Below are 24,946 nucleotides of genomic sequence, written 5' to 3' on the forward strand. Positions count from 1 at the left end.
CACAAAGGGGCAGATTTTTTATCTAAAAAGGGGCCCGCTCTGCGAGCGTAAATCGGTCCCTCATGTTGTCCGTTTTTGTATTGTCGATGATGATCAGGCGCGCCGCGCCATCAATAGCATCGAGGCCGCAGCGGACAACAAACCGGCACAGCAACGATTAAAAATCTTCTTGCCGCGAGGCTGCGTGAACCAGCGGCGCATGTGCAATCCGATGTATGCGTAGATGCCAATCGCAATCCACTCCAGTGCCAGGAACAGCAATCCAAGCAGTGTGAATTGGGAGCCGACATCTACCGTGGGGTCAACGAATTGAGGCAAGAACGCGGTAAAGATCAGAATGGCTTTGGGGTTGCCTATGGCTCTCATGAAGCAGGGGTCGAGCGAGGGAGGGGTAAACCGTACGCCAATCCATACCATTCAATGCCAATCACGCCCTGTGAATGCAGTGGAGATTATGCACTGAGCCTCCGTATTTACACGGCTTTGGGGTCAAATGATCGAAATGCTCCAGTACAATCAGCGTGTGAAATTTTTACCGTATTGGGCTAACTATTTGGCACAGGGCATTAATGAGGTTGTTAAGTCTTTGAGGAAAGAATCTCTTCGGCTTTCCTGCTTCCCAAAGGAGAAAGCTTGCAACGCTTATCCGATGTATAATCTATTAGTCGTTCTTTTTTTAAGTTGACTAGAATTTTTCTAAAGTCAGATGTGTTTTTATAATCGGTAGCGCGCTGTACCTCTAAATCAATAATGTTGTCTTTTTTATATAAAATCATCAGGATTTTATCTTGGGTTTTTATTTTTGAATTTAAGATCATAAAGGTTTCACCGTCATCCCAAATTGCTTCTATCTGGCGTTCGATAACTTGGTGGATCATATCGTTCGCTTCTTCGGGGGAGATGGATGATGATAATCGCAAGAGTTCCGCCAGAACCCATTTTGTGGAATAAATTATATAAGTTGCATCAAGTTGATTTGGAGACACCTCACCTAAGTGCCCGACGCCTCGTTTATTCCGTATGCAGTAAACGCTAAAAAGGGTGCGAGGAATCAGTATGCGGTAGGATTCATGGCCTGATGCATTTTCGAATTTGGTCAAAATATTTTGGTTGAATGAGCCAAAGCTTGTTGATAGCGGTGTGTGCGTGCCGAGTAATTTGTGCTCCAGGATGCGTAAAGCTGCTTCGACAAAGTGTCCTGCGTCGAGCTCAGCAATTTTCCAGTTTGAAAGTTGGTAGTTTCTCTCGATTTCTCTGTAAGACTTATAAAGCGCCTCTACGAGATGAGCTGGGTGTTCATTGCTCAATAGCTGTTTAATTGGCATTTGCTTCGATTTCTTCAATTAGTTGAAGCGCTAGTTTTTTTCCGGCCATCGTAAGTTTTAATGTTTTTTTACCGCCTTTTACACCTCCTATTATAAATAATTTTTTGTCATCAAAAGATCTCGCGAAATTGGCAGCGTCAAGGACGCCGTGGTTGATACATATTTGGCGTACTTCTTCGCTTGGGAATGTGTCTTTACCCTGAAGGCTGCATGCGTAACCGTAAATTAAAGCGGCGTTTCTAGCTATTATTTTTTTGTTGTCGCCAGGTATGTCAGATATTAGTTTTAAAGCCCCTTCGAGAGAATCGAAAGTGTTAGGGTACGTCTCAATGCCTACGGTATGTCGTTCACTGACTTGAGTGATCGAGGCAGTGACAGTTTCAGTGGTTGTAACATCTGTTAGTGTCATGACCGGTTGTGTATTGGCAGGGGACGTTTGCTCCTGTGTGATGAAAAAAGCTATCACCTCTTTCAATTCCGAAATTTGCTGGGTCACGAACGTCTCTGAGCCCTCTAACTCTATCGTTCTATCCGTCGCAGAAAATCTAAATCTACTACGTTCGTCCATGTGATTCCCCAAAGCAGTAGCTACTGATTTCTAGCATCGATATGCCAGTACTGTATTTGTAAGCTATTGCAATGTGGAGAGTTTGTCTACTGAGGAGTGTCTATGCACCGAAGTGGACATCTCGTTTTATATTGGCAATCAGTAGGCTTGCCAGCAGCGACCAGGAATTCCTGCCTAGCCAGCCCCCACAGCCCCACCCGAGCATTTACTGATTCGGCCTCTGCTTGCGGTGCGGCGTTCCACAGTTGATACGCCAGGTAGAAGAGGTACGCCGCGCCGACTATTTTGATCCCGTAGAAGACAAGTTCTGAGGTTTGCAACACGACGGCCAAGCCCGCCGAGGCAAGTGCGATCATGATCGTGAATGCCAGCAAACGACCGACGCCTGCCATGCAGGCTGTGCGATATCCGTAGCGTGTTGCATTGCTGATGGACAGCAGGTTGTTGGGCCCTGGCGCCATATTCAGTGCAAAGCAGGCCGGCAGGAATAACGCGAGTGTTGCCAAGTCCATATGCATCTCCAGAGTTGCTGGGCATCAATCCACAGCCTGTAACCATTCAAGCAGTTCCATTTCCACACTACCCGGCCTGAGCGCTGTAGGCGACAGCAGGCAGTACCGCGAACCATCTTCAACAAAGCCCAATGGTGCGGCCAGCACGCCGCTTTGGATATCGTCGCGCACCAGGTGCCAGGGGCCGATGGCTACGCCAAGGCCAGCAACCGCTGCCTGGATACTGAAATAGAAGTGTTCGAACGTTTGCATTTCCTTATCGGGAGTGGGCAGTCCCTTTGCGTAAGCCCATTCCTGCCATGCCGTAGGCCGGCTGGCTGTCTGCAGCAGCGGGGCAGAGGCGAGCAGCTTTTTGCCGTTTTTGCCAAACCACTGACCTGCCTTTTCTGGCCGGCAAACGGGGCCGACCTTCTCTGGGAATAGCGTCTCGGTATGGTAGCCGGGAGGGCAGGGGAAATCGTCGCGCCGGATGGCCAGGTCGATACCCTGGTTGAATGAGAACGGGCCACCGCCGGCAACCAAGTGAATATCCAGCCCTTTGTGATGGGTTTGGAAGTCGCTCCAACGAGGGATCAGCCAGCGCATCAGCAGCGTTGGCTCGCAGGACAAGACAAGCTGGCGAGCTCGGCGGGCATCGCTGCGTATCTCGCGAACGGCGTGGCTCATCAACCCCAGCCCGTCACTCACGGCTTTTGCCAGGCGTCTTCCGGCATCGTTCAAAAACACTTTTCGGCTACGCCGCTCGAACAACTCAACGCCCAAATCCTCTTCAAGCAGGCGCACTGCGCGGCTAATGGCGCTGGGTGTCAGATGCAGCTCGTCAGCCGCCCGGGCGAAATTTTCCAGGCGTGCGGCTGATTCGAAGCAGCGCAAGCCAAGCAGCGATGGCAGGCGAGCCTCAGAAATCAGTGATTTATAGTCACTATTTTCTTCAGGAATCATCGTTATTACCCGAGCAAAGGATCTGTAAACATGGCCTATGCGACCGATAATTCAAAGGGTACAACATGAGCGAATGGATAGCAGTAATCACCATCACACTACTGGCGTGCATCAGCCCAGGGCCGGATTTCGCCATGGTCTCGCGCAACGGCTTGCTCCTGTCTCGAAGGGCTGGCGTGCTCACCGCTGTGGGAATTGGCCTAGGGGTGCTGGTTCACGTCTGCTACACGCTGCTTGGCTTGGGGTTGGTGCTGCAACAGACGCCTTGGTTGTTCAATGTGTTGAAGCTGGCTGGAGCGGCTTATCTCGTCTACTTGGGGATCAAGATGCTGCGCTCCAAGCCGGCCGTTGAACAGCTGGACGCGCCACCTCCTGCCCTGTCGGATCTGGAAGCGCTGCGTACGGGGTTTCTGACAAATGCGTTGAACCCTAAGACATCGATCTTCATCGTCAGCCTGTTTATGGGCGTCGTAAGGCCGGACACTGGTTTGTCCGTACAAATCGGTTATGGGCTATTTATCGCCGGGGCACATGTAGTGTGGTTCAGCCTTATCGCGCTGTGTTTCTCCGCTGGGGCAGTGCGCGATAGGTTATTGGCCGCACGACAATGGATCGACCGGATTTTTGGTGCCTTGCTGGTGAGTTTCGGCGTACTGCTGATAATGGCTTGAAGGCGAGCGCGTTGGGGAAGCCAGCTGACGCTTGAGGTTCTATACGGGATTGGCGGGTCTGCCATTGCTTCCGCGCTGGGTGCCTGGATCGCCTGGCGCTACAGTCGCGGCTCAGGCGTTTATGGGAAGCGTCGACAAGGAAGTGGCCGATGATCGGGAAGTTGCTAGTGAGCGTTGGTATCGTGTTTTACGCAGTAGTAGTGCCGGTTGTTGTGCTGCTAGATATCGCCGCGATGCACGATATGCACTTTGTTGCCGTCCGGATCGCGCAGGTAGGCGCCGTAGTAACCGTCGCCGTAATGTGGGCGCGGGCCGGGCTCACCGTCGTCGACTCCGCCAGCCAAAACACCCGCGGCATAGGCCACATCGACGGCGTCTGGCGAGGGTGCAGAAAAAGCCAGCATGCTGCCATTGCCCGCTGTGGCGTCCTGGCGGTCGTAGGGGGCGTAGACATAGAAGCGCGGCAATGGCCTGCCTGGGGTGATCCAGCATGCAGCAGACGGTCCGCCATCCGGGGTCACATGGCGCCGGCACAGACCCAGTGGGAACAGTATGGCGTCGTAGAACCGGGCGGCGTTGTCCAGATCGTTGGTTCCGACAGTGACATGGCTGAACATACCTACTCCTTGTGGGCTGTTGTGCAACAGCCGGGTTTTCAGATGACCGTACCCTAGCAGAGTAGGCGGTGACGCATTGCATCTTCGGTAGTAATCCCATTTACCCAAGCCCATTCTCTTTGGTATCCCGCGACCTGCTTAAGTTGGACACCGGTATGCCCGGCTGCAATTCTTGGGCTCTACCCTCAAGGGGTTATTCTCAAGGATAAGGAATCGCCTGATGCTCGGTTACTACGCGCAATACAGCCAGTACTACATCACTACGCTGATGATCGTCACCACCCTGTTTTTTGCCTTGCCGATCTTTATCGCGCCGATTGCCTGGGCCCGCGCGATGCGCTGGACGATCCCCGAACATCAGCATCTGGCAATCTATTTTGGGCGCTGTTTGGGGGCGTTCATTCTGGTGGTGGAAGTAGCGATGTTGCGCTCTGCAACCACGGGCACCAGCTATAGCTATGCCTTCGATATGCTGTTCGTGGTTTTCTTGTTGATGTTTGTGGTGCATGTGTACGGCGCGTTGAAACGTATCCAGCCTATTACGGAAACCCTGGAGATCGGCTTCTGGATGATTCTGTTTGTGCTCAATATGCTCTTTTATCCTGCGACGGTAATTACCCTTTGAGAAGCACGCCTTGCAAAGCTCCCGTGCGCCTTGTAAGTGCTGTCGAGCCTACCTTTTTTCATCTGGAGTACTACGCTTATCGCAGCATAGGTATCTACACAACGTTCAGAAACTAACGAAAGTACCTGTGGCGAGCCCGCTCGCCACAACATCTCGATCTACTTGGATGTATGCGTTGCGGCAAAATTGTGTGGATGCCGATGCTCAACGCAGGACGACTCTGACTAGCTGTTCGACGTGATGCCGTCTGCTTATTCACTTGTCTCAAGGAGTTGTCCAATGAAACTCAAATACTTGGCGTGGTGTGGCCTCTGTCTCGCTTCGCTTGATGCTTATGCTGATATTGCCTTGCACACTGAAAAGCTGGACTCCGAGCAGTATGCGGTTGAAATCGTCTTGGGAAATACCTGTTCGAGCGCTGGCGGCAGGACGGTTTTGCTCCAGCCGGCGCAGGGATCCAAAGATAATGGCAGCGTGATCGTCTGCGAGGTGAAACATACTTCTGTGGGTAAAAGTCGTAGCTTTCTGCCTTTTTCTGTAAATGCCAAGGATGCCCCTCAACCATTAGGGTGTTCCATATCTAATGGGTCAAGGTCAGAAAACCAGGTTATTTGGCAACATAAGGGCAGTTATCGACCTGACGATCCGAAAAAACCTGAAGACACGCTCGTCAGACAGCTCTCAGGACATAACACGGCAATCATAAGTAACTACAATAAATTCAAATCGGTATGGATCAAGTACGACTATAACGGCCAAGTCCGTCAGGAGTTGATCGTACCTGAAGGGCGGCTGACTACAGGGCAGAGCGCGAAAATCCTGCAGGTCTGGTACCCCCATCCCTATGGTGATTTTGACTGCAGAGAGATGTAGGAAAAGGCGACTCTACGTCGCACGGCCAAAAACCTTTGGTTGCCCGTGAACAGGGCAGCCCTAGGTTGGCAGGCGCTCATGGCGTTAAGATGGCCCTTTGCAATCATGGAGGGCTTTTTCTTGGGGATACTTCTCGTCACCTTAGTGATGGTTGGGGTCAGCTACTTCTTCCTTCATTGGATAGGTAAGGTTTGCCCACCACTTGGCAACTTCATATTCAAGTACAGCAAGCTCATCGGGCCGCTTCTTGTGGCCTGTTGGTTGTATTACATGTTGCATAAGGACACCAACGGGTCTGCCATGCTGATGTTGGCCGTAGGTATCGTTTTGACGTTGATGCCCAATAAGAAGAGGTTTGCCTGACACCCTTACGAGTAGACAAATAGCACTGCGCATTATCCGGATTCACCGGAATATGTTTCCCGGATCGGGGCGATTATCAAAAAATCCCTGGTAGATATCCTGTGGTCATCGAAACCACTGACTCTCTACGAGGCGACACTGATGTCCAGACTTTTCACCCCAGGTATTGTTGGCCAACTGAACACGCCCAACCGCGTGGTCATGGCGCCCATGACCCGATCCCGCAGTACCCAACCTGGCGATGTGCCGAACGCCATGAACGCGGTCTACTACGCACAGCGGGCTTCGGCCGCTTTCATTGTGACTGAAGCCACGCAGATTTCGCCTCAGGGCAAGGGCTATTCCTTTACCCCAGGGATTTACAGTGACGAACAGGTCGCCGGCTGGCGCCTGGTGACCGATGCGGTGCATGCCGCGGGAGGGCGAATTTTCCTGCAGCTGTGGCACGTAGGGCGTATGTCGCACCCTGACTTCCACAATGGTGATTTACCTGTCGCGCCGTCTGCGATCCCTTTCGATGGCAGCATCTGGAAAGTGGATGCCCAATCCGGTGTCGGCAGCATGGCCCCATGCCCGACACCACGGGCACTGGAGCGCGACGAAATCCGCGCGATTGTCGACGACTACCGGACGGCTGCGCGTAATGCCATGACGGCGGGTTTCGACGGTGTTGAGGTGCATGGGGCCAACGGCTACCTGATTGACCAGTTCCTGCGTACCACCTCTAACGTTCGTACGGATGAGTACGGCGGGTCGCGTGAGAACCGTCTGCGCTTTCTCAAGGAAGTCATGGACGCGGTGATTGATGAAGTGGGCGCCGACCGTACGGCGATCCGTGTGGCGCCGTTTCTCACTGCGCGTGGCATGGCGTGCCCGGACATTCTGCCCACTTTATTGGAAGCGACCAGCTATCTGCAGGGCAAGGGCATTGCCTACCTGCACCTGGTGGAAGCGGACTGGGATGATGCCCCCAAGTTTCCCGAGGATTTCCGCCAAGCCGTGCGCGAGCGCTTTCGCAATGCGATTGTGGTGGCCGGTAAGTACGACGTGGAGCTTGCAGAATGGGTCCTGGAAAAAGGCTACGCCGACTTCGTGGCATTCGGACGTAAGTTTGTAGCCAACCCGGATCTGCCACTGCGCCTGGAGAAGGGGTATCCATTGGCCGGCCTGGAAGGTGCCGAGTTGTTTGGTGGTACCGAGCGCGGTTACTCGGATTTTTCTGCCTGGGCCCAGTAGGGCGCAAACCTATAAGCCATAGCCAGGAACATCTCCTTGAAGCGTACTCAGGTCGCCAGCTTCAAGGAGATTTCGTCCATCAGCAGTTTGACCCGACGCGGCACCGCGTGGCCTGAAGGGTAGACAATCTGCAAATCCACGCCCTGCAACGAGTAGCTTTGCAGCACCTCGACCAGCCGACCTGCCTGCAAATCATCGCGTACATCAATGTAGGACTTGATACAAATGCCATGCCCGTCCAGGCACCACTGGCGCACCTGCTCGCCATCATTGGCAATACGCCTGCCCGATACCAGAACCTTGAACGTACGGCCATCGGCACGGAACTGCCATTCCCGGTGGATGTTGCTGCCAAAGCGCATCAGGATGCACTGCTGTTGTGCCAGGTCGGATGGATGCCGGGGCGTCCCGTGGGCGGCAATGTAGGCGGGGGATGCACATACGACCCTACGGCCCTCGCTGAGTTTTCTGACGCGCAGGGTGCTGTCGGACAAGGCGCCGTATCGAATAGCGAAATCAATCCCTTGCCCCGCGAGGTCCAGGTAGCCATCGGTCAGGTTCAAGTCGAGGCTTACGTTGGGATGTTCTTGCAGGAAATCGTCGAGGATTGGCACCACACGGTTGCGGCCCAGGTCTACGGGGGCGCTCAGGCGTATCAGGCCTGAAATGCGTTCGGTGCCCAGCTTGATATTGCTCTCGATATCTTCCGCTTCTGCCAGCAGGCGCCGTGCGCCGTCCATCAGCATCCGCCCTTCATCCGTCAAGCTGATCGAGCGTGTGGTGCGGGTCAGCAAGGTTGCCCCGTAATGCCTTTCCAAGGCCCCGAGCCGTTCCGACACAGACGTAGGCGAAAGCCCGACCTCGCGGCCTGCGGCCGACAATCCGCCTTTTTCGACAATCAATAGAAACAACGCGAGGTTCTCGAAAAGCATTGTCCGGATTTCCATGAATATGGCTGAGCTTTTAGCAGGATTCTACGTCAGTACTGGATAGCGCTCATGGCATTTATGGTGCAGGCGAAACCATCAGTGCGCGCCTGACGAATTGCGCGGTTTTCTCCAGGGTTATTTCCAGGTCGGGATGCTTGAGCTGATAGCGGCTCTCCAGTTCCCGGCTCTGAGACATATCGAATCGCGCAGTCTGGATGAAATTCAGGGACTCCGGGCTGGTGCCCAAGTGCGTTGCCACCCCTGGTATTTTCAGTAGCCATCTGAGCAGGCCCAGGGGCAGATGGTGGCGGGGCGGCTGCACTTGCAGAGTGCCGGCGATGTGCGTGAGCAGGCCTTGCAGGTTCGGGGTGCGCTCGTCCAGTGCCAAGGCTTGTTGGTTTGCCATTGCCGGATCGAAGGCTGCTGCGACCATCAACGCAACCAAGTAATCAACACTGACCAAGGGCAGCCAGTGGCGTGGCGACCCTGGAATCGCTGTCAACTTGCCTGTCGCCAGGCCGCGAATCAGCTCGGCTATGGGCTGGCCCGCGAGGATATGCCCGCTTTCGCTATGCCCGCACACCGTTGCAGGGTGCACGATGGTGTAGTCGGCCTGCTGCGCCTGCATGTCGCGGATGACCGCAAAGTGTGCCTCCAGCTTGCTCGCCTCGTAGCCCCCCACGCGCTGGTACACGGCGGGCCAATCGGTGGTTTCGGGGCGTTGGTGGTCAATGCCAATACTGTTCAGGTGGGCGATGTTCTGCAGCATATAGCCGCCGACCATCAGCAGCCGGCTACGCTGGCTTGCGGCCAATCGGGCGACCGCCAGGGCACCGTCCACGTTGACCGCGCGGGCTTGGTCCAAAGGCAGGCCCCAGGCGAATTGTGCGGCGAGGTGAAATACCACGCTGGCCGCGGCGATGCGCTGGCGGTCGGCCGCATTGAGCCCCAGTTCCTGCTGGTTAAGGTCGCCCTGAACGGCATGAATACGCGAAGGTTCTCCCCCCAGTTGCCGCACCTGTTCCCTGAGCGTTTCAAGGTTTGAAGCGTGGCGCATCAGCACCCAGACCTTGTGTCCCGAAAAGGTCTGGCGAGCCAGCAAGTGTTGCCCGATAAATCCGCTGCCGCCGGTGACAAAACATTCCACGCTCATAGCGCACTCCTTGGTCGAATAAGGGGTGCAGGCTAAACTGTAGAGCTACCTCTACAGTCAAGGAGAATTTACCGTGAAAGTCGCAGAGCTGGAGCGTAGGAGCGGCCTCGGACGCCATACCTTGCGCTACTACGAGGAGCTGGGGTTGATCGCTGTACAGCGGGGCGCCAATAACTATCGCGCTTACAGCGAACAGACGGCACAGGATCTGGAGTTTATTCAGATGGCGCAGAAGATGGGGTTTTCCCTGGCCGAAATCGGCGAGATCCTGGAGGCCAAACGGCAAAGTACGATTGACTGCGCCCAGGGTGCCGCGTTGGTGGCCGATAAAATGGCTGAGATTGAACTCAAGATCAGCCATCTCAAGGTATTGCATGGCTTTCTGGATAAGGAGCGTCTGCGGCTTGAGGCCAGTGCCCTGGCCCTGGGGCAGACCGTTACCTATCGTCAGGCGCCGATGCCGGTTTAAGTGCCAGTCCTTTCAACGCCTCCCTTCAGGTACAGCTGACTTTGATCGTAAATTGTATCTCTCGATCTACCTCTAGCTGTACGGGGCGGCGCGTCACAGAACCCTCTACTGTCAGGGCGACAATAACTCGCCGGATGACGCACCATGTTTATGTCCACCAGCCTGCTTTCAGCCTTTGCGCTGTTTGCCTTCGTGTCTTCGATTACCCCAGGCCCCAATAACACCATGCTGTTGGCATCGGGCGTGAACTTCGGTTTTCGCCGCTCGATTCCCCATGCCCTGGGGATTAGCGTGGGCTTTATGGTGTTGGTGATTTCGGTTGGCCTGGGCCTGGGGGAAGTGTTCAAGGCGTTACCTTGGGCATACACCGCGCTGCGTTACATCGGCGCGGCGTACTTGTTGTACCTGGCGTGGAAAATTGCGACTTCCAGCGCGATGTCAGACGATACCGGCCGCAAGAGCAAGCCCATGACGTTTTTTGCCGCCGCGGTGTTCCAGTGGGTCAACCCCAAGGCCTGGGTCATGGCGTTGGGGGCGATCACCACCTACACACCGGCGCAAGGTTACTTCACTAACGTGCTGGTGATTGCCGTAGTCTTTGCCGTGGTCAACCTGCCAAGTGTGTGCGTGTGGGCCGGTTGCGGCACCGCTTTGCGCAATGTCTTGCGTGAGCCGCGCTGGTTGAAGCTATTCAACTGGTCGATGGCGGCGCTCTTGGTGCTTTCGTTGTACCCGATGTTTTTTCTCGGGTGAAAGGTTCGGGATATAAACCCCCGTACCTATAGTGAAACACTCTAATGAACTGTGAAAATTGACAGTATCGGACAGTAAAGTGCTTGCGCACTATTAACCGCTGCTCACGGTTTTCGGGCCTTCCAAAAAATGCTGTTTTATTCGGGGCATCGCTAAACCATCAATCTTGAGTCAATGGAGTGTCACCCCATGTCAAAGGAATTAATCAACCCGCCCGGCACACAAGCGTTGCAAACCAATCCTGAAGTCGGAGGTGCTGCTGAGGCGTTGAAAGCCGCACCCTCTCAGTTGGCCTACCTCAAGGACAACTCCGTTAACCCGCCCAGATATTTGATGATGTCTAACGGATACGTCATTACCACCAAGGATGTTAACCAGGCCTCGAAATTCCTGGTCATCAGTTACGGCGACGGGAATTGGTACATCATGACCGTCGATACCGCAGAGTATCTGTCGTTTACCGATCGCAGCTATCTCTATGCCTATTCGGCGTGGAGCAACGCCAGGTACGTGACCCTTGATCCGGTGAGTTTTAAAAAATACCCCGGGCTCTACCTGCATGATGGCTACGTCTGTTGCAATGGGATGAAGGACAAGCCAGACAGCCTGATGAGCGTCCATCTCGAACTGATCCGTTAACGCCTTGAAAGACGCCAAACCGTGCGCTGGGTAACGCAATATCAGAAGTACCATTGTGCATCACGCGCACCTTGCCCCACCTCCCGGTATCAGACCGGTGAAATCGTGGCCAGCAGGCCGATTCCAACGGTCAGTGCCAGAAACCCTAAAAGAAAAAATGCCATCTTAGCCATGGGACCTCCAAAAGGCGCAAGGGCGGCAGGAGAGTTCCTGCCGATAAGCCATTGTCGGGGCTATGGTCTGTTCGGTACAGATGCAGGTAGTAAAGAAAAAAGCGTATCAGATGCAGCTTGCAGGCTGGTATGACGGGGTTAGGGCTGGCGCCTGGAGGTACTGATCAGACTGTACGCGGCGGCACCTTCGGCGCTCTTGGGGCTGGCTCAACTGCGGGCAGTACATATTTGAGCCATTCTGTTCGCGGTGAGCCGGGCAGGGCCGGTATCGGGTCGGCGGCTGTCGATTCAGCTTCATCGATTGGGTAGCAGTTGTCGCTGCTGCGCCTGCCGTCTGGGTAGACGATGAAGCCGCCGCGACCGGTTTCACATTCGTGCAGATACACCGGCGACAGCTCCCGCTGCTTATCAATGCGCGCATTCAGATGGACGATATAGGTCCCCATGGCAATCGACACCCCCATAATCAGGCCCAGGCACACCAGTAACTGCCAGGTGTAACTGGCGCCCGCGTTATCGCAACGCACTGGCGACACAGCACGCAGCTGCCTGCTCGATACTCTGGCCCACCAGGAACCGACTGCCGCCTCCCAGTTTTACCAATTGCCCGCGAGACGGCAGGATGCTGGCCATCAGGCCGAAGAGAATCAAGGCCAGCAGGACTCTTTTGACCATCGCGTAAAGGTTCATGAGGGTGATGACCTCTGGATATGAGAGCCCCAGCTTAGAGAGTGCCGGGTTAACGCCAGGTAAACATCGGCGGGAAATTGCTCGACTTCCGTTATCCTTCAGACCTCTGCGCAACACCTGTCCGAGGGGACTTTTCCGTGCATATTCACCTGCTGCTGGTCGAGGACAACCTTGACCTGGCCACCACCGTCATCGAGTACCTGGAGATCAGCGGCATGGTCTGCGACCACGTCAGCAATGGCCAGGCCGGCCTCAACCTGGCACTCGACCAGCATTACGACGTCATTCTCCTGGACATCATGCTGCCGCGCCTCGACGGCCAGCAATTGTGTGCGCGGCTACGCCAGCAAGGCAGCCAGACACCGATCTTGATGCTCACTTCACTGGATGCTCTTTCGGACAAGCTCGCAAGCTTTGCCGCGGGCGCTGACGACTACCTGGTCAAGCCATTCGAACTGGCCGAACTGGTGGCCAGGATTCGTGCCCTGAGCATGCGTCGCAGCAGCCAGAGCAGCCGCCTGCAGGTGGACGACCTGGTGATGGAGCTGACCACCCGCAAAGTCAGCCGTGCCGGGCAGGAGCTGCACCTGTCGCCGATCTGCTGGACCTTGTTGGAATACCTGATGCGCGCCAGCCCTGAACCCGTCCCTCGGGAGCGCCTGGAAACCACCATCTGGGGCGACGAGCCACCAGACAGCAATACCCTCAAAGTCCACATGCACCGGCTGCGCAAGGCCGTAGACAAACCCTTCAGCCGGCCGCTGATCCACACCCTGCCCGGGGTCGGTATACAGGTGAAGTCGCATGCGTAATGGCCTGAGCCTGAAGTGGGTGATCAGCGGCAGCTTCCTGTTGCTGATTGCCGTGGTGTTACTGATCTACAGCCAGCTGCTGCCGGTGTACACCGTACGCGGCCTGCTCTACACCGCCAGCGCGATGATGGAAGAAGAGGCCCAGTACTTCGTCAGGCACTACAAGAAGGATCCGACCACGCCACCCCCTCACAATTACTTCTTCGAAGCCGTCATCGGCAAGGAAGCCCTGCCGCCAAGCGTGCGACAGATGCTGGAGGCCCCGCCGAGCATGTCCTTCGGCGCTGTTCAGGTGTTCGGTGATACAGACTCCGATGACGAAGACGCTGAAGTCCGGGCGGTCCTCTCCCAGCCCTTGGGGGACGGCAAGACCCTTTACATGTATGACATCGACCATGACCACGAAGAGGGCGGCGAGGTCGAGACGCCGCTGTCCGATGCCTACTTTGACCGGGTGCTGCAGGGCGTTGCGTTCATCAGCCTGGCGGTGTTCGTGCCGGCGCTGATCATCATCGCCCTGTTGGTCTGGTGGTTGGTGCGGCCATTGGGGCGCCTGGCGCAATGGTCCAGCACCCTGCAAAACCCGGATGCCATGGCCAGTGAGCGGCCTGATTTCAGCTTCAAGGAGTTCAACATGCTGGCCGATGCCCTGGCCCAGAGTGTGGAGCAGGTGCAGGCCGCCAGCCAGCGTGAAGGTCGCCTGTTGCGCTACACCAGTCATGAGCTGCGCACCCCGCTGGCAGTGCTCAAGGCCAATATCGAACTGCTGACCCTGCAGGCCGGCGGTGTCCTGCCGTCCTCCCTGCAGCGCATCGAACGTTCGGTGCTGAACATGCAGCTTATCGCCGAGACCTTGCTGTGGATGAGCCGCGAGCGTCCCGAACCGTTGCCTGAGGAAGACATTGACCTGAGCGAACTGGTGGGCGAGCTGATTGACAAACATCGCTACCTGATCGGCAACCGGGATATCGAACTGCTTGTCGACATCCACAACCAACCTTGCCGACTGCCCCCCACCGCGTGCCGCATCGTGATCGGCAACTTCCTGCGCAACGCGCTGCAATATGCCGAAGAAGGCCAGGTGGAAATCAGCTTCAAATATCCCCGGCTACTGATTGCCAACCACATCAGGGAAGCCAAGCCGCGGGAGGACTCCAGCGATTTTGGCTACGGCCTGGGGCTGCAGTTGATGCGCCAGTTATGCGCGAAACTGGGCTGGCAGATTGACGTGATTCTTGAGCAGCAGCGTTTTACGGTGGTTCTGGAGTTTACGAGTTTGCGGGACGTCGAGAGTCTGGGGGCGGGGGAGTTGCGTAACAGCTAGAGCGTTGCGGCGCACAAAAGATGAGGGCGCCCCTTTCGAGCAAAGCCTCGCGTATCACGTTTTTTTCATGGATGTGCCGTGATGACGCCCGTGCAGAAACTGGCCGGGCTTCTGTCAGGGAGGTGTCTCGGTAATTTAAGTTGTTTTTGAAAATTGCCATAATTTTCCGAGTCAACGTTCTTAGGGTGAGACGGAAGCATTATCTATTTTCTGCTTGATCGATTTTAAAATTACGTCAACAGTGTGTGCCTCGGTAGTTCCGCCATCACTTTTTTCTATAATTGATTTTGAACGCTCAGTATCGCCATAAAGTTTGTAGATAGCAGCTAGGAAACCTTCAGCGTCACCAAATGGTGTTGCTTCATAAGATTTTTCCGCAAATGAAATAACCATGGGTTTTACTTTTTGTGGCTCTTGGCGGGTCAGGAGGTCAGAGGCTTTAAGTCTATAAATGGTAGATATTAAATTCTTGTCCGCAAAAACTTGGAAATCTGATTTTTTTTCCTCGGTAAGCTCATTGTTTATCTTGTCTAATAGTTTATCCATGATGCGTAATGCTTTTTCGTGCTCTCCTTTGAAATAGATGGTCATGGCCCCAAGAAAAATATAGGGGGTGCTGTTTTCTTTATAGCATTTTTGAAATAAGTTGGCATATTTTGCTCCCTCTTCTTTGTTGTCGCTTATTGATGCCAAGCCTAGCATTGAGCTGTATATGGAGCATAGTTTTCCAATATCGGTGATGGTTTTTTCTTCTCTTAGTAGTATGGTCTTTGCCTCGTTATACTTTCCCTGGTCGATTAGATTTTTGGCGTCATACATGTCGAGATTTTCATCATCAAAAGATGTGCTGGAGTTCGCAAAAACAAAACCACTTATAAATAAGGCTAAAAGGCCTGCTAAATGGTTTTTTGGCTTTGAGGTTGTTTTGATAATTGGCATGCTACGATATGAGTTATACATTATCACTTCTCCACTTCAATCGCAGTAGGGCTGTTTTTTGGATGACGGCCACTGCGCCTAATCATTTGCACACTATCGCCATAGACAGTCGAAAACTCGAAAATAAAAGCGGGTGTGTCGAGAAGATATCATGAAAGGTGATGTTGCCTGCTCGGACCTAATCCCATTATTTGGGTTGCGAAAGTCTCGGCCGGTTCGCCCTGGTGCAACACCATCTGCTCGGCACGCTCCTTGGGTGTGGCCGGGTCCAGCCATTCCCTGACCAGTTCGATCGGCAGGACGCCGTGAGGAGTGGAATTGCGGGGCAGAGTCTAAAATTGCGGAGCAGAAAAGATAAGGGCCTGCGTGAAGTATCTCACGCAAGCCCTTGATATCTATGGTGCCCGAACCCGGAATCGAACCGGGACGCCCTTACGAGCGGGGGATTTTAAGTCCCATGCGTCTACCAGTTTCGCCATTCGGGCGGCAGCGCGATGAAGCAACTCAGTGGGGCTTTGCCTGGCAAAGCGCTTGAGCGGTGCAGCAGGCTAGGGAATATATAGATCAAGGCACCTTGGCGCAAGTTTGCGTGCGGTCTTTTTCTGCTTGATCGTGTGTGCAAGCTTTGAAAAAAAGCTCGCTATATCAGTGATCTACATTTGCGGGTGAGGGCGGGCGACTCGCCGGCTCGTCCACCAGCCTGGTACCTGGCTGGTCCGGTAGCCGCAGTTTAAAGCATGGCAATGTGCGATCATTCACGTTTATAGCACTCGAATAGGAAAAGTGGCATGCGCGTCATCACGGTGAGGACTAAAACGGAACTTGAATCTGCCAAAAATGCCGGGTACGAGCAGATCACGGTAGAAGGTGAGCTAGCGAACAAGCTCAAATCGTCCAAGAAGATCGCGGTAGCGGGGACGATCACGGTTGGGCTGTTGGCCACTGCATTGGCGGCTGTGCCCTTTACGGGTGGTCTTTCGATGGCAGCGGCTGTGCCTATCGCCACGCTGACTGGGCTTGAAGTCGCGGCCATTATTACAGCCGCGTCATTGGGGCTCGGGCTGATCATTGCCCTGTTCAAGGGGTATGAGGAGATCTCTTTCGAGGCCGGAAAAATGGTCCTGAAAAAGAAACAGTCATGAGCGGTTTTGTCGACAGGCCGCCCTATTTTTTCCGCTGCAAGAAGTGCGAGCATCGCTTCACGCGTAGGGTGCGGCTGGGGCTGTTGTGCCCCCAGTGTCATTCGATACGCATTGAAAGAGATCGGCGGGTGAGCAAGTAAAGCGAGAGGGCTTGTGCGAGATGTTCGCCAAGCCCAGCCCGGCATTTACCCGTGTAATCGCCGAATAATCTCCTCGTACCCGACCGCCCGCGACAGCCGCTGCAGTGCATCCAGGCGGCGGGAATAGGCTTTTGCGTCACCATAAGTCAGCTCGACATGCAGGCTGTCGATCGTCACCAGATAGGCCTCTGCCAGCACTTCACTGGCCTGGTCCTCTACGCCTGGATGGGCTTTAAGTAACCCTTTCTGGAAGTGACTGCGGATCGTGGCCATGTAGTCATTGAACCCGGACATGACCACGTGCCTTAGCGGCGTCGGTGGGTAAAAGGCGGCCCTGAGCAAAAAGCGCAGGGACTCATGCTGGTTGTAGCGGCGTTGCAGGTTGTCGATGTAGACCTCGCCGGGGGCCTTGATCGATCGAGAGTTTTTCGCAAATTGGCTTTGCACGTAGTCCAGTTCGGCGCGCAGTGCGAGTTCGAGTGCGACCACGTACAGCGCATCCTTGCTCGCAAAATGTGCGTACAGCGAGGCCTTTTTGATGCCTGCGCGCACGGCGATATCATTCAGTGAAGCGGCGTCGTAACCATGCTCGGCAAATTGGTCCAGAGCCAGATACGCGATGCGTTCGGCAGCCGAGGTCAGGATGGTGGCTGTCATGTGGTTCTTCCTTAATCAGTGCCCGGCCAGGTCAAAGGTTTCGCCCGCTCCTCGGGGGAGGCTGATTGTCGTCAGCAGGCAGGTCAGCAATGCACTGGCCAGCAGCAGTGCGGTCCAAGCCACTGGTCCATAGGTCAGCGCCAATGCCGACAGTGGCGTCGCGCTGGCGGAAACGGACAGTTGGAATGCGCCCAGCAGTGCAGCGGTGGAGCCCAGTGCGCGCTTTTGCGAGGACATCACCAGTGACATCAGCGTGGATTCGGCGATGCCCAGGCCAAACAGGGCAAGGGCCATGCCCGCCACTATACCGGGCAGACCCACGTAGGTCAGGGTGGATGCCACCGCGATTGCCGAGCCAGCGGCCATGCTAAACACGCCGATCAGTGACAGGCGGCCCAAGCCAAGCCGGCTGACCAGTTTCCCGGCGCTCATTGCCCCGATCAGGATGGCTACCCCGGTGACGCCGAACAGCATGCCAAAGGCTTGCGGGCTCAGGCCGTAGGTCTGCTGGTAGACCAGTGTCGCACCGCCGATGTAGGCAAACAGAAAGAAGAAAACGGCGGCCACGGCCAGGGTCGGACGCAGGAAGTGTCGGTCTCTGGCGATCGTCAGGTACGTGCGGCAGGCGGCGCCCAGGCGTAACGGCTCGCGTTGGCTGGCGGGCAGGGTTTCCGGCAGCGACAGCCAGCTGTTGCCCAGCACCGCCAGGCCAAATGCAGCGAGCACCAGCATCACCGCACGCCAGCCGTAGTGTGTGTCGATCACCCCGCCCAGTGCCGGGGCAAAGATGGGCGCGACGCCCTCGATGGTCATCAGCAATGCGAAGAGCTTGGCCGCCGCCACGCCTTCGCTGACGTCCCGCACCATGCTCATGATCACCACCAGCGTCAGGGCGCTGCCAAGCCCCTGCACGAAGCGCAGGGCGATCAATGTCTCAAGTGTCGGCGCCCATGCGGCGCCCAATGAGCACAAGGTAAACACCACAAGGCCGGCCAGCAGGGGCCGGCGGCGCCCGTAGGCGTCGACGATGGGCCCGAAGATCAACTGGCCGGCACCCATGGCCAGGAGGAAGAACGTCAGGGTCAACTGCACGCTGGCGAAGCTGCTCTGATATTCGCGGGCAATTTCGGGAAGGCTCGACAGGTACATATCGACAGCCGAAGGGCCAAGGGCGCCGATCAGTCCCAGGCCAATAGCCAGCCTCAGGGCGACCCTGTGGGTGGGTTGCGAATTCATAGCGTCTCCAACGAAAAAAAACAGCCTACCGGTCGGTAGGTTTGCGCATAGTAGCGACACCTCTTAAATCGGTCAACGCCCCAGTACTCGGGAGGATTTGCACATGCACAGTGCAATCCGAGCGAGCGAATGAGAGTTGTTATCAATTATGTTTCTTTAGTTTTTTGATTGAATTAGACTCCCGCCAGCTGTGCACGAGCAGCGTTCTGGGCATTAGAACAAACAAAAAAAACGGCGTAGGGAGCAGGACGTGAATTTCAAGAAAACCACAATGGCAGTGGCTGTTGGCTCGGCGATCTACCTGTGCAACGGTGCGTGGGCCGCAGAACCTGCGAGCGCGCTGGAGATTGCACCGATCACCGTCACCGGTGAAAAGATCAACCGCAGCCTGGAGCAGACCCAGTCGAGCGTGGTGGTGGTCACCGACCAGCAACTGCGTGAAAAGCAGGACCGTGACCTGGTGGACGTATTCGCGCGTACGCCAGGCGTGTACAACCAGTCCGGCAACGAAAACTGGGGTATTCGCGGCGTGCCCGTGTCCGGTTTCGACGACCAGGGGCCCGCCACGCTCAACGGTGCGGTTTCGGTATTTGTCGACGGCGCCGTGCAACCCAACCGCGCCCTGACCCTCAGCCCGATGCCGCTGTGGGACGTCGACCAGGTCGAAGTGTTCCTCGGCCCGCAATCCACCACCCAGGGCCGTAACTCCCTGGCCGGTGCGGTGGTGATCCAGACCCGCAACCCCACCTTCGAGCCGAGTTTTTCCGCACGCACCAACATGGGCAGCTATGGCGAGCGCGGTGCGGCAGTGGCCGGTGGCGGGGCGTTGGTCGATGACAAGATCGCCGGGCGTATTGCCGTGGATTACCAAGAGGGTGACGGCTATATCGACAACATCGCCCTGCATGACGACGCCAACCCCACACGCACCGGCAATGCCCGGGGCAAGCTGTTGATCCTGCCCAACGACGACCTGGATGTGCTGCTGACTTACGCCCACAGTGAAAGCCGCAAGGGCGATAACTCGGCGATGCGCCAGAACGACAAGATCCGTTATTACAAGATGACCTCCAACACCAAGGCCTATGACAAGCTTGGGCAGGACACGCTCAGCGCCAAGGTGGACTATCGCCTGGACGACAACTGGTCGCTGACCAGCCTGACCGCCAATACCCGCTCGGACTACGACGCGCGCCTGGATTTCGACCAGTCGGCCGACGCCAACCAAGTGGTATTGCGCAAACAGGACGGCGACCTGTTCAGCCAGGAACTGCGCCTGAACTACAGCGGCGATACGGTGAAGAGTTTTGTCGGTGCCTACTACGGCCACAACACCAACAACTTCCACGACCGCCTGTTGTTCAACAACCTTCTGTTCGGTACCGCCAAGGGCGATACGACCATTGAAAGCAAGGCCGTGTTTGGTGAAATCAACTGGACATTCGCCCCGCGCTGGACCTTGATCACCGGCCTGCGCTACGACCACGAAACCAACGACACCGATATCAAGCAAGACGATTTCTCCAGCCCCGGCAAGCTCAGCAAGTCGTTTGATGCGCTCCTGCCGAAACTGGGCCTGGACTATGAACTGGCCGCCAACCAGTACCTGGGCGTGATGGTGCAGAAGGGCTATCGCGGAGGCGGCGTCAACGTGCGTGCCGGTGGCGGCCACGAAGGTTATGACCCGGAATACACCACCAACTACGAGCTGTCCTACCGTGGCTCGTTCTTCGACAAGACCCTGCGCACCCGCGCCAACCTGTACTACACCGACTGGAAAGACCAGCAGGTCAGCGCGCTCGAGCGCAACACCGACTTCGTCCAGGTGTTCAACGCCGGCAGCAGCGATATCAAGGGCCTGGAAGTATTTGTCGAAAAAGACCTCGGCGAGCAGTTGACCCTGACGGCGGGTGGCTCTATCACCGCGGGCAAGTACAAGGACTTTGTGACGGGTGATGGTCGCGATATGAGCGGCGAGGAGTTCCTCTATTCACCCAAGTACAAACTGTCCCTGGGTGGCATCTACCGTTGGAATGACCGCCTGACCCTGAACACCGACCTGGTGTACCAGAGCACCGCGCCCTCGGAGTATGAGTTCGATACCGCAGGCCAGGTCACGGGCGAGCGCCGGAGCGACAGCTACTGGCTGGTCAACTTCAACACCGAGTACAAAGTCACCAAGAATGTCGCGGTTTCCGGCTTCGTGAAAAACGCTTTTGACAAGGAGTACATCACCAACAACCGCAGCGGCGATATCGTCGATGTGGGAGCGCCACGTACGGTTGGGCTGGTGTTGCGCTACGACATGTAGGGCAACGATTCGTAGACTGAGGCTGGTGAGCGGGCGATGCGGCGTTCCGACAAGCTCGCTCGCCACAACAGCCTTTTCTGCTTGGACTCAAGGGTTGCAGCGACGGTCCGTGCCGGCAAACCAGGTCCTGCCGTTGTTTGGCGGCGTTTTCAAACCGTGGAATTTTCGATTTCTATTTGGGAGTTTTCCTAAATACGCCGATACGAGGTGTCGTGAGAATGAGCGCACTTCTATCTCATCTGTGATGTGTCATGTCCTTTCTACCGATTCGTGTCCTGGTTGTCGAAGATCACCCCTTCAAACAACTCGTTGCCACTCAAGCCTTCCGGGAGGCCGGGTGTGACAGTGTGCTTGGCGTGGCGGATGTGAACACTGCCCTGCAGCTGCTGGACCGGACAGGGCCGGTGGATATCGTGCTCTGTGCCCTGAAGGAGGAGGGCATGCAGGGGCTGACGACGCTTGAACTGCTTAGCCGTAGCCAGCGGGTCAAGTCGCTCATCATTTGCAGCGTTCTTGCCCCAGACCTGCAGGACGCCATCGATCGTATGGTCGGCATGCTTGGGGTCTGCGTCCTGGGGTATGTCGATGTGCCGGTGCGCGCTGGCTCAATCACGCCGCTGTTAAGCCGGTATCTGGAAACCACTGTTGCCCCTGGGCATGCCTCTCAGAACGCTCGCTACACGACTGTCAGCCAGGCGGGCCTGGAACAGGCCATTGCAGGGCATGAACTCAAGGCATTTTTTCAACCCAAGTTCAACTTGGCGACCGGTGAAGTCGGCAGCCTTGAAGTGCTCGCGCGCTGGGCGCATCCGGAGTACGGCGTGCTGTGCCCGGCAGATTTCCTGCCGCAGGTCAGCCAGTTCGGTTTGATGGATGAGCTGTTTTTTGCCCTGCTGGACCAGGCTTTGACCTTCCTGCAAACGGCACAGGCGCAGGGGCATGTGTTGTCCCTGGCGTTTAATCTGGAGGCGCAGCAACTGTCCAGCGAGTCACTGCTGGCGCATCTAGGCTCGGCGCTGGAGCGCTACGCCATCCCGGCGTCGTGCCTGACGTTCGAGATCACCGAAAGCGGCCTGCTGGAAGTCTCTCCCCGAGTGCTCGAAACCTTGATCCGCCTGCGGATGATGGGGGCCGGCCTGTCTATCGATGATTTTGGTATTGGCTACTCGTCGTTGGAGCGCCTGTGCCTGTTGCCATTCACCGAGATCAAGCTCGATGCCCGCTTCGTGCGCGACCTTGATCGCAGCCCGCGTAACCGTGCAGTGATCAGCAGCACCCTGGCACTGGCTGAAGCACTGGATATGGCGGTCGTGGTAGAGGGCATAGAGCACGAAAGCCAGCGCCAGCACCTGCTCAAGCTGGGCTGCCAGCAGGGCCAGGGCTATCTCTGCGCACGCCCCATGGACGCAACGCGCACGCTCTCGTGGCTGGCAATGAAGTTGGCATCACGCAGCACGCTCTGATGTTGCAAAACAGGGGCTAGACTCAAGGCTCACTTGCCTTTCCTGGAGACTCCAGATGCCCCACAAAAACACCATCTGCCTCTGGTTCGACGGCACAGCTCTGGAGGCTGCCAGATTCTACGCCGCCACCTTCCCGGACAGCACCGTAGATGCCGTGCACACAGCGCCGGGCGATTATCCCGCGGGCAAGCAAGGCGATGTCCTGACCGTGGAATTCACCGTCATGGGCATCCCGTGCCTGGGCCTCAATGGCGGGCCGGGTACCCAGCACAACCAGGCGTTCTCATTCCAGGTGGCCACTGACGACCAGGCCGAAACGGATCGCCTGTGGCAAGCGATTGTCGGCAACGGCGGCGAGGAGGTTGCCTGTGGCTGGTGCCGTGACAAGTGGGGCCTGTCCTGGCAAATCACCCCGCGCGTGCTCACGGCAGCGATCATCCATCCCGACCCCGCGGCGGCCAAGCGCGCATTCAATGCAATGATGGGCATGGTGAAAATCGACATCGCCAGCATTGAGACGGCGCTCAAGGGTTGATCAGACCCAGGTACAACCTGGGTTTTCAGCACGCGGTAACGGCAAGGAAATACATATTGTCGATAGTCCTCGCCGCCCGGTTTGAAGCTCTCGATTTCGATTCATTCCACGGGCCGTAGGCAACGAAAGCCGGACTAAAAGCAACGGCCAACCACCCTCACTTATCCCGACGCCCTGGAATCGCCACCCGGCTGGTGGTCTTCACCTCGCGCAGCGCCAGGCTCGACTGGATCGAGGCAATCCCCAACTGGCGACGCAGCACGCTTTCGACAAAGTCGCTGTAGCTATCCAGATCTTCGGCCAATACCTGCAACAGATAATCGGCATCGCCGGTGATCTTGTGGCAGGCCTGCACCTGCGGCAGTTGCTTGATCACGGCCTCGAAGGCCTCGGGCGTGTGGTCGGTATGGGTGGAGAAGCGGATGTGGACAAATGCCATGATATCCAGCCCCAGCTTGCGACGGTCCAGGTTGGCCTGGTAATCCTTGATCACGCCTTCTTCCTCCAGACGTTTGCGTCGGCGCCAGCACGGCGTGAGGCTCAAGGACAGGCGTTCGCTCAATTCAGCGTTGGAAATGCTCGCGTCTTCCTGCAGCAGGGCAAGGATAGCCAGGTCGGTGTCGTCAAGCGTGGGGCGGTTGGATAGATTTTTCTTCATTGTCTTTTTTTTGAGGAAATATTCCCGATAAAGCTAGCATTGCGAGAAGTAAAAGCAAAGAAAGCCCCTCAAGCCCCGAACAAAATAGACGCCTGAACCTCATTAGGCGGATATCTTCCCATGTTGACTGTTTTCAGCGATTCCCACCGTTTGCACCATGGCACCGAACTTAAAGATGGTGTCCTCAAGCCGTCCTTCGAACAGCCGAGCCGGGCCGATACCGTGCGTGATCGGGTCAGGCATGTCGGCTTGGGCGATATCATCGTGCCGCGTACGTTTGATCGTGCCTGCTACGTCAACGCCCACAGCGAGCGCTACGTATCCTTCCTTGAAACCGCCTGGGCACAGTGGACGGCCGTAGGCCGCAGCCATGACGCTTTGCCCCTGGTCTGGCCGGTACGCGACTTGGCCAATCAACAGGTGCCGGACTTTATCGATGGCAAGCTCGGCTTCTTTGCCATGGACGCCGGTTCGCCGATTACCGCCAACACCTGGGACGCAGTGAAGACCAGCGCCGATATTGCGCTTACAGGCCTGGCCTTGATCGATGAAGGCCACGACAGCGCCTTCGCCCTGTGCCGCCCACCTGGGCATCATGCTGCGCGCGAATACATGGGCGGTTATTGCTACCTCAACAACGCCGCCATCGCCGCGCAACAGGCAATTACCCAGGGCGCGCAGCGGGTGGCAGTGCTGGATGTGGACTTTCACCATGGCAATGGCACGCAGAACATCTTCTATGACCGCCCGGATGTGATGTTTATCTCCCTGCACGGCGAGCCTTCGGTGTCTTATCCGTACTTCTCAGGTTTCCATACGGAGCAGGGCACGGGTGCCGGTGAAGGGTTCAACCTGAACTATCCATTGCCCAAGAACACCAGTTGGCAGGCCTACAAAAGTGCGTTGCTCGATGCCTGTAAAAAACTGCGCGACTTTGCCCCGCAAGTATTGGTGATCTCCCTGGGTGTCGACACGTTCAAGGACGATCCCATCAGCCATTTCCTGTTGGAAAGCCATGACTTTCTCGGCATGGGCGAGATTATCGCCAGCGTCGGTGTGCCCACGCTGTTTGTGATGGAGGGTGGCTATATGGTCGACGAGATCGGCATCAATGCGGTCAATGTGCTGCACGGCTACGAGAGCCAACGCGCCTGAGGATTCAACGCCCAAAGTCCGAACCACGTTGACCCC

General features: G+C 56.2%; 26 protein-coding genes, 1 tRNA gene and 3 pseudogenes. 14 read left to right on the top strand and 16 right to left on the bottom strand.

Annotated elements, in window-relative coordinates; translation table 11 throughout:
- Nucleotides 1-93: 93 nt before the first annotated feature.
- The 5 genes and pseudogenes from C5F71_RS24485 to C5F71_RS24505 form a co-directional block, all read right to left on the bottom strand.
- Nucleotides 94-369 (bottom strand): annotated as a pseudogene (locus tag C5F71_RS24485) (LysE family translocator); the annotation flags it as partial.
- A gap of 209 nt (nucleotides 370-578) precedes the next feature.
- Complete coding sequence (locus C5F71_RS24490; RefSeq protein WP_104912175.1) at nucleotides 579-1,325, bottom strand: hypothetical protein; 747 nt, start codon at nucleotides 1,323-1,325, stop codon at nucleotides 579-581.
- Complete coding sequence (locus C5F71_RS24495; protein WP_135948267.1) at nucleotides 1,315-1,821, bottom strand: hypothetical protein; 507 nt, start codon at nucleotides 1,819-1,821, stop codon at nucleotides 1,315-1,317. Before C5F71_RS24495 ends, C5F71_RS24490 begins: the two co-directional genes overlap by 11 nt.
- Nucleotides 1,822-2,036: 215 nt before the next feature.
- Nucleotides 2,037-2,405: pseudogene (locus tag C5F71_RS24500) on the bottom strand (LysE family translocator); the annotation flags it as partial.
- A 24-nt stretch (nucleotides 2,406-2,429) separates the two neighbouring features.
- Complete coding sequence (locus C5F71_RS24505) at nucleotides 2,430-3,347, bottom strand: LysR family transcriptional regulator (RefSeq protein ID WP_104912176.1); 918 nt, start codon at nucleotides 3,345-3,347, stop codon at nucleotides 2,430-2,432.
- A gap of 65 nt (nucleotides 3,348-3,412) precedes the next feature.
- Here C5F71_RS24505 and C5F71_RS24510 point away from each other — a divergent pair, with 65 nt between their 5' ends.
- Nucleotides 3,413-4,018: a LysE family translocator gene (locus C5F71_RS24510; RefSeq protein ID WP_104912177.1), complete on the top strand. Its 606-nt coding sequence runs from the start codon at nucleotides 3,413-3,415 to the stop codon at nucleotides 4,016-4,018.
- A gap of 218 nt (nucleotides 4,019-4,236) precedes the next feature.
- On the opposite strand, the gene C5F71_RS24515 is transcribed toward C5F71_RS24510, so the two are convergent.
- Nucleotides 4,237-4,635, bottom strand: a complete 399-nt coding sequence (locus C5F71_RS24515; protein ID WP_104912178.1) for a VOC family protein — start codon at nucleotides 4,633-4,635, stop codon at nucleotides 4,237-4,239.
- A 220-nt stretch (nucleotides 4,636-4,855) separates the two neighbouring features.
- Here C5F71_RS24515 and C5F71_RS24520 point away from each other — a divergent pair, with 220 nt between their 5' ends.
- The 3 genes from C5F71_RS24520 to C5F71_RS24535 all read left to right on the top strand — a co-directional run bounded on the left by C5F71_RS24520 (nucleotide 4,856) and on the right by C5F71_RS24535 (nucleotide 7,732).
- Nucleotides 4,856-5,260: a hypothetical protein gene (locus C5F71_RS24520; RefSeq protein ID WP_070994988.1), complete on the top strand. Its 405-nt coding sequence runs from the start codon at nucleotides 4,856-4,858 to the stop codon at nucleotides 5,258-5,260.
- Nucleotides 5,261-5,539: 279 nt separating this feature from the next.
- Nucleotides 5,540-6,133, top strand: a complete 594-nt coding sequence (locus C5F71_RS24525; RefSeq protein WP_104912179.1) for a hypothetical protein — start codon at nucleotides 5,540-5,542, stop codon at nucleotides 6,131-6,133.
- 504 nt (nucleotides 6,134-6,637) lie between these two features.
- A complete protein-coding gene (locus tag C5F71_RS24535; protein WP_070994985.1) occupies nucleotides 6,638-7,732 on the top strand; it encodes an alkene reductase in 1,095 nt (364 codons plus the stop codon).
- Nucleotides 7,733-7,779: 47 nt separating this feature from the next.
- Here C5F71_RS24535 and C5F71_RS24540 read toward each other — a convergent pair whose 3' ends face one another.
- Together C5F71_RS24540 and C5F71_RS24545 are read right to left on the bottom strand one after the other, a co-directional pair.
- Entirely contained in the window at nucleotides 7,780-8,664 is an 885-nt protein-coding gene (locus tag C5F71_RS24540; protein ID WP_104912181.1) for a LysR family transcriptional regulator, read from the bottom strand.
- 73 nt (nucleotides 8,665-8,737) lie between these two features.
- Complete coding sequence (locus C5F71_RS24545; RefSeq protein ID WP_104912182.1) at nucleotides 8,738-9,814, bottom strand: SDR family oxidoreductase; 1,077 nt, start codon at nucleotides 9,812-9,814, stop codon at nucleotides 8,738-8,740.
- Between the two features lie 73 nt (nucleotides 9,815-9,887).
- On the opposite strand from C5F71_RS24545, the gene C5F71_RS24550 reads away from it, so the two are divergent.
- The 3 genes from C5F71_RS24550 (at nucleotide 9,888) to C5F71_RS24560 (ending at nucleotide 11,675) form a co-directional block, all read left to right on the top strand.
- The gene (locus tag C5F71_RS24550; RefSeq protein WP_104912183.1) at nucleotides 9,888-10,283 is read left to right on the top strand and encodes a MerR family transcriptional regulator; all 396 of its coding nucleotides are present in this window, start codon (nucleotides 9,888-9,890) and stop codon (nucleotides 10,281-10,283) included.
- Between the two features lie 144 nt (nucleotides 10,284-10,427).
- On the top strand, nucleotides 10,428-11,036 hold the full coding sequence (locus tag C5F71_RS24555) for a LysE family translocator (RefSeq protein ID WP_104912184.1): 609 nt from the start codon (nucleotides 10,428-10,430) through the stop codon (nucleotides 11,034-11,036).
- Between the two features lie 189 nt (nucleotides 11,037-11,225).
- Nucleotides 11,226-11,675, top strand: a complete 450-nt coding sequence (locus C5F71_RS24560; RefSeq protein ID WP_029294908.1) for a hypothetical protein — start codon at nucleotides 11,226-11,228, stop codon at nucleotides 11,673-11,675.
- Between the two features lie 337 nt (nucleotides 11,676-12,012).
- Here C5F71_RS24560 and C5F71_RS24565 read toward each other — a convergent pair whose 3' ends face one another.
- Nucleotides 12,013-12,294, bottom strand: a complete 282-nt coding sequence (locus C5F71_RS24565) for a hypothetical protein (RefSeq protein WP_256588005.1) — start codon at nucleotides 12,292-12,294, stop codon at nucleotides 12,013-12,015.
- A 67-nt stretch (nucleotides 12,295-12,361) separates the two neighbouring features.
- Nucleotides 12,362-12,538, bottom strand: coding sequence for a hypothetical protein (locus C5F71_RS29110; protein WP_177410416.1), 177 nt, complete (start codon nucleotides 12,536-12,538; stop codon nucleotides 12,362-12,364).
- A 137-nt stretch (nucleotides 12,539-12,675) separates the two neighbouring features.
- Between C5F71_RS29110 and C5F71_RS24570 the strand changes: the two genes are divergently transcribed.
- Both C5F71_RS24570 and C5F71_RS24575 read left to right on the top strand, forming a co-directional pair.
- The gene (locus C5F71_RS24570; RefSeq protein ID WP_029294912.1) at nucleotides 12,676-13,350 is read left to right on the top strand and encodes a response regulator transcription factor; all 675 of its coding nucleotides are present in this window, start codon (nucleotides 12,676-12,678) and stop codon (nucleotides 13,348-13,350) included.
- Nucleotides 13,343-14,674: a HAMP domain-containing sensor histidine kinase gene (locus tag C5F71_RS24575; RefSeq protein ID WP_029294913.1), complete on the top strand. Its 1,332-nt coding sequence runs from the start codon at nucleotides 13,343-13,345 to the stop codon at nucleotides 14,672-14,674. Before C5F71_RS24570 ends, C5F71_RS24575 begins: the two co-directional genes overlap by 8 nt.
- Nucleotides 14,675-14,854: 180 nt before the next feature.
- Here the strand turns inward: C5F71_RS24575 and C5F71_RS24580 are convergent, their stop codons facing one another.
- From C5F71_RS24580 to C5F71_RS24590, 3 genes and pseudogenes are all read right to left on the bottom strand, one after another.
- Nucleotides 14,855-15,634, bottom strand: coding sequence for a hypothetical protein (locus tag C5F71_RS24580; protein WP_154907440.1), 780 nt, complete (start codon nucleotides 15,632-15,634; stop codon nucleotides 14,855-14,857).
- 179 nt (nucleotides 15,635-15,813) lie between these two features.
- Nucleotides 15,814-15,915: pseudogene (locus C5F71_RS29450) on the bottom strand (DUF159 family protein); the annotation flags it as partial.
- A 96-nt stretch (nucleotides 15,916-16,011) separates the two neighbouring features.
- Nucleotides 16,012-16,098: transfer RNA gene (locus C5F71_RS24590), tRNA-Leu, on the bottom strand.
- Between the two features lie 303 nt (nucleotides 16,099-16,401).
- Here C5F71_RS24590 and C5F71_RS24595 point away from each other — a divergent pair.
- Nucleotides 16,402-16,755 carry a hypothetical protein gene (locus C5F71_RS24595; protein ID WP_029295077.1) on the top strand — a complete coding sequence of 118 codons (354 nt, stop codon included), beginning with the start codon at nucleotides 16,402-16,404 and terminating at the stop codon, nucleotides 16,753-16,755.
- Between the two features lie 185 nt (nucleotides 16,756-16,940).
- On the opposite strand, the gene C5F71_RS24600 is transcribed toward C5F71_RS24595, so the two are convergent.
- Together C5F71_RS24600 and C5F71_RS24605 are read right to left on the bottom strand one after the other, a co-directional pair.
- Nucleotides 16,941-17,552 (bottom strand): TetR/AcrR family transcriptional regulator, encoded by a 612-nt coding sequence (locus tag C5F71_RS24600; protein ID WP_104912186.1) that lies wholly within the window; start codon nucleotides 17,550-17,552, stop codon nucleotides 16,941-16,943.
- A 15-nt stretch (nucleotides 17,553-17,567) separates the two neighbouring features.
- Complete coding sequence (locus tag C5F71_RS24605; protein WP_104912187.1) at nucleotides 17,568-18,788, bottom strand: multidrug effflux MFS transporter; 1,221 nt, start codon at nucleotides 18,786-18,788, stop codon at nucleotides 17,568-17,570.
- A 250-nt stretch (nucleotides 18,789-19,038) separates the two neighbouring features.
- Between C5F71_RS24605 and C5F71_RS24610 the strand changes: the two genes are divergently transcribed.
- The 3 genes from C5F71_RS24610 to C5F71_RS24620 all read left to right on the top strand — a co-directional run bounded on the left by C5F71_RS24610 (nucleotide 19,039) and on the right by C5F71_RS24620 (nucleotide 23,097).
- On the top strand, nucleotides 19,039-21,099 hold the full coding sequence (locus C5F71_RS24610) for a TonB-dependent receptor (RefSeq protein WP_104912188.1): 2,061 nt from the start codon (nucleotides 19,039-19,041) through the stop codon (nucleotides 21,097-21,099).
- A 251-nt stretch (nucleotides 21,100-21,350) separates the two neighbouring features.
- Complete coding sequence (locus C5F71_RS24615) at nucleotides 21,351-22,562, top strand: EAL domain-containing protein (protein WP_104912189.1); 1,212 nt, start codon at nucleotides 21,351-21,353, stop codon at nucleotides 22,560-22,562.
- A 55-nt stretch (nucleotides 22,563-22,617) separates the two neighbouring features.
- On the top strand, nucleotides 22,618-23,097 hold the full coding sequence (locus C5F71_RS24620) for a VOC family protein (RefSeq protein ID WP_104912190.1): 480 nt from the start codon (nucleotides 22,618-22,620) through the stop codon (nucleotides 23,095-23,097).
- A 157-nt stretch (nucleotides 23,098-23,254) separates the two neighbouring features.
- Here C5F71_RS24620 and C5F71_RS24625 read toward each other — a convergent pair whose 3' ends face one another.
- Entirely contained in the window at nucleotides 23,255-23,755 is a 501-nt protein-coding gene (locus C5F71_RS24625; RefSeq protein WP_070994957.1) for an Lrp/AsnC family transcriptional regulator, read from the bottom strand.
- A 120-nt stretch (nucleotides 23,756-23,875) separates the two neighbouring features.
- Here C5F71_RS24625 and C5F71_RS24630 point away from each other — a divergent pair, with 120 nt between their 5' ends.
- Entirely contained in the window at nucleotides 23,876-24,910 is a 1,035-nt protein-coding gene (locus C5F71_RS24630; protein ID WP_104912191.1) for a histone deacetylase family protein, read from the top strand.
- Nucleotides 24,911-24,946: the final 36 nt, after the last annotated feature.

The sequence above is a fragment of the Pseudomonas sp. LG1D9 genome, assembly GCF_002949995.1.
Classification (GTDB): Bacteria; Pseudomonadota; Gammaproteobacteria; order Pseudomonadales; family Pseudomonadaceae; genus Aquipseudomonas; species Aquipseudomonas proteolytica.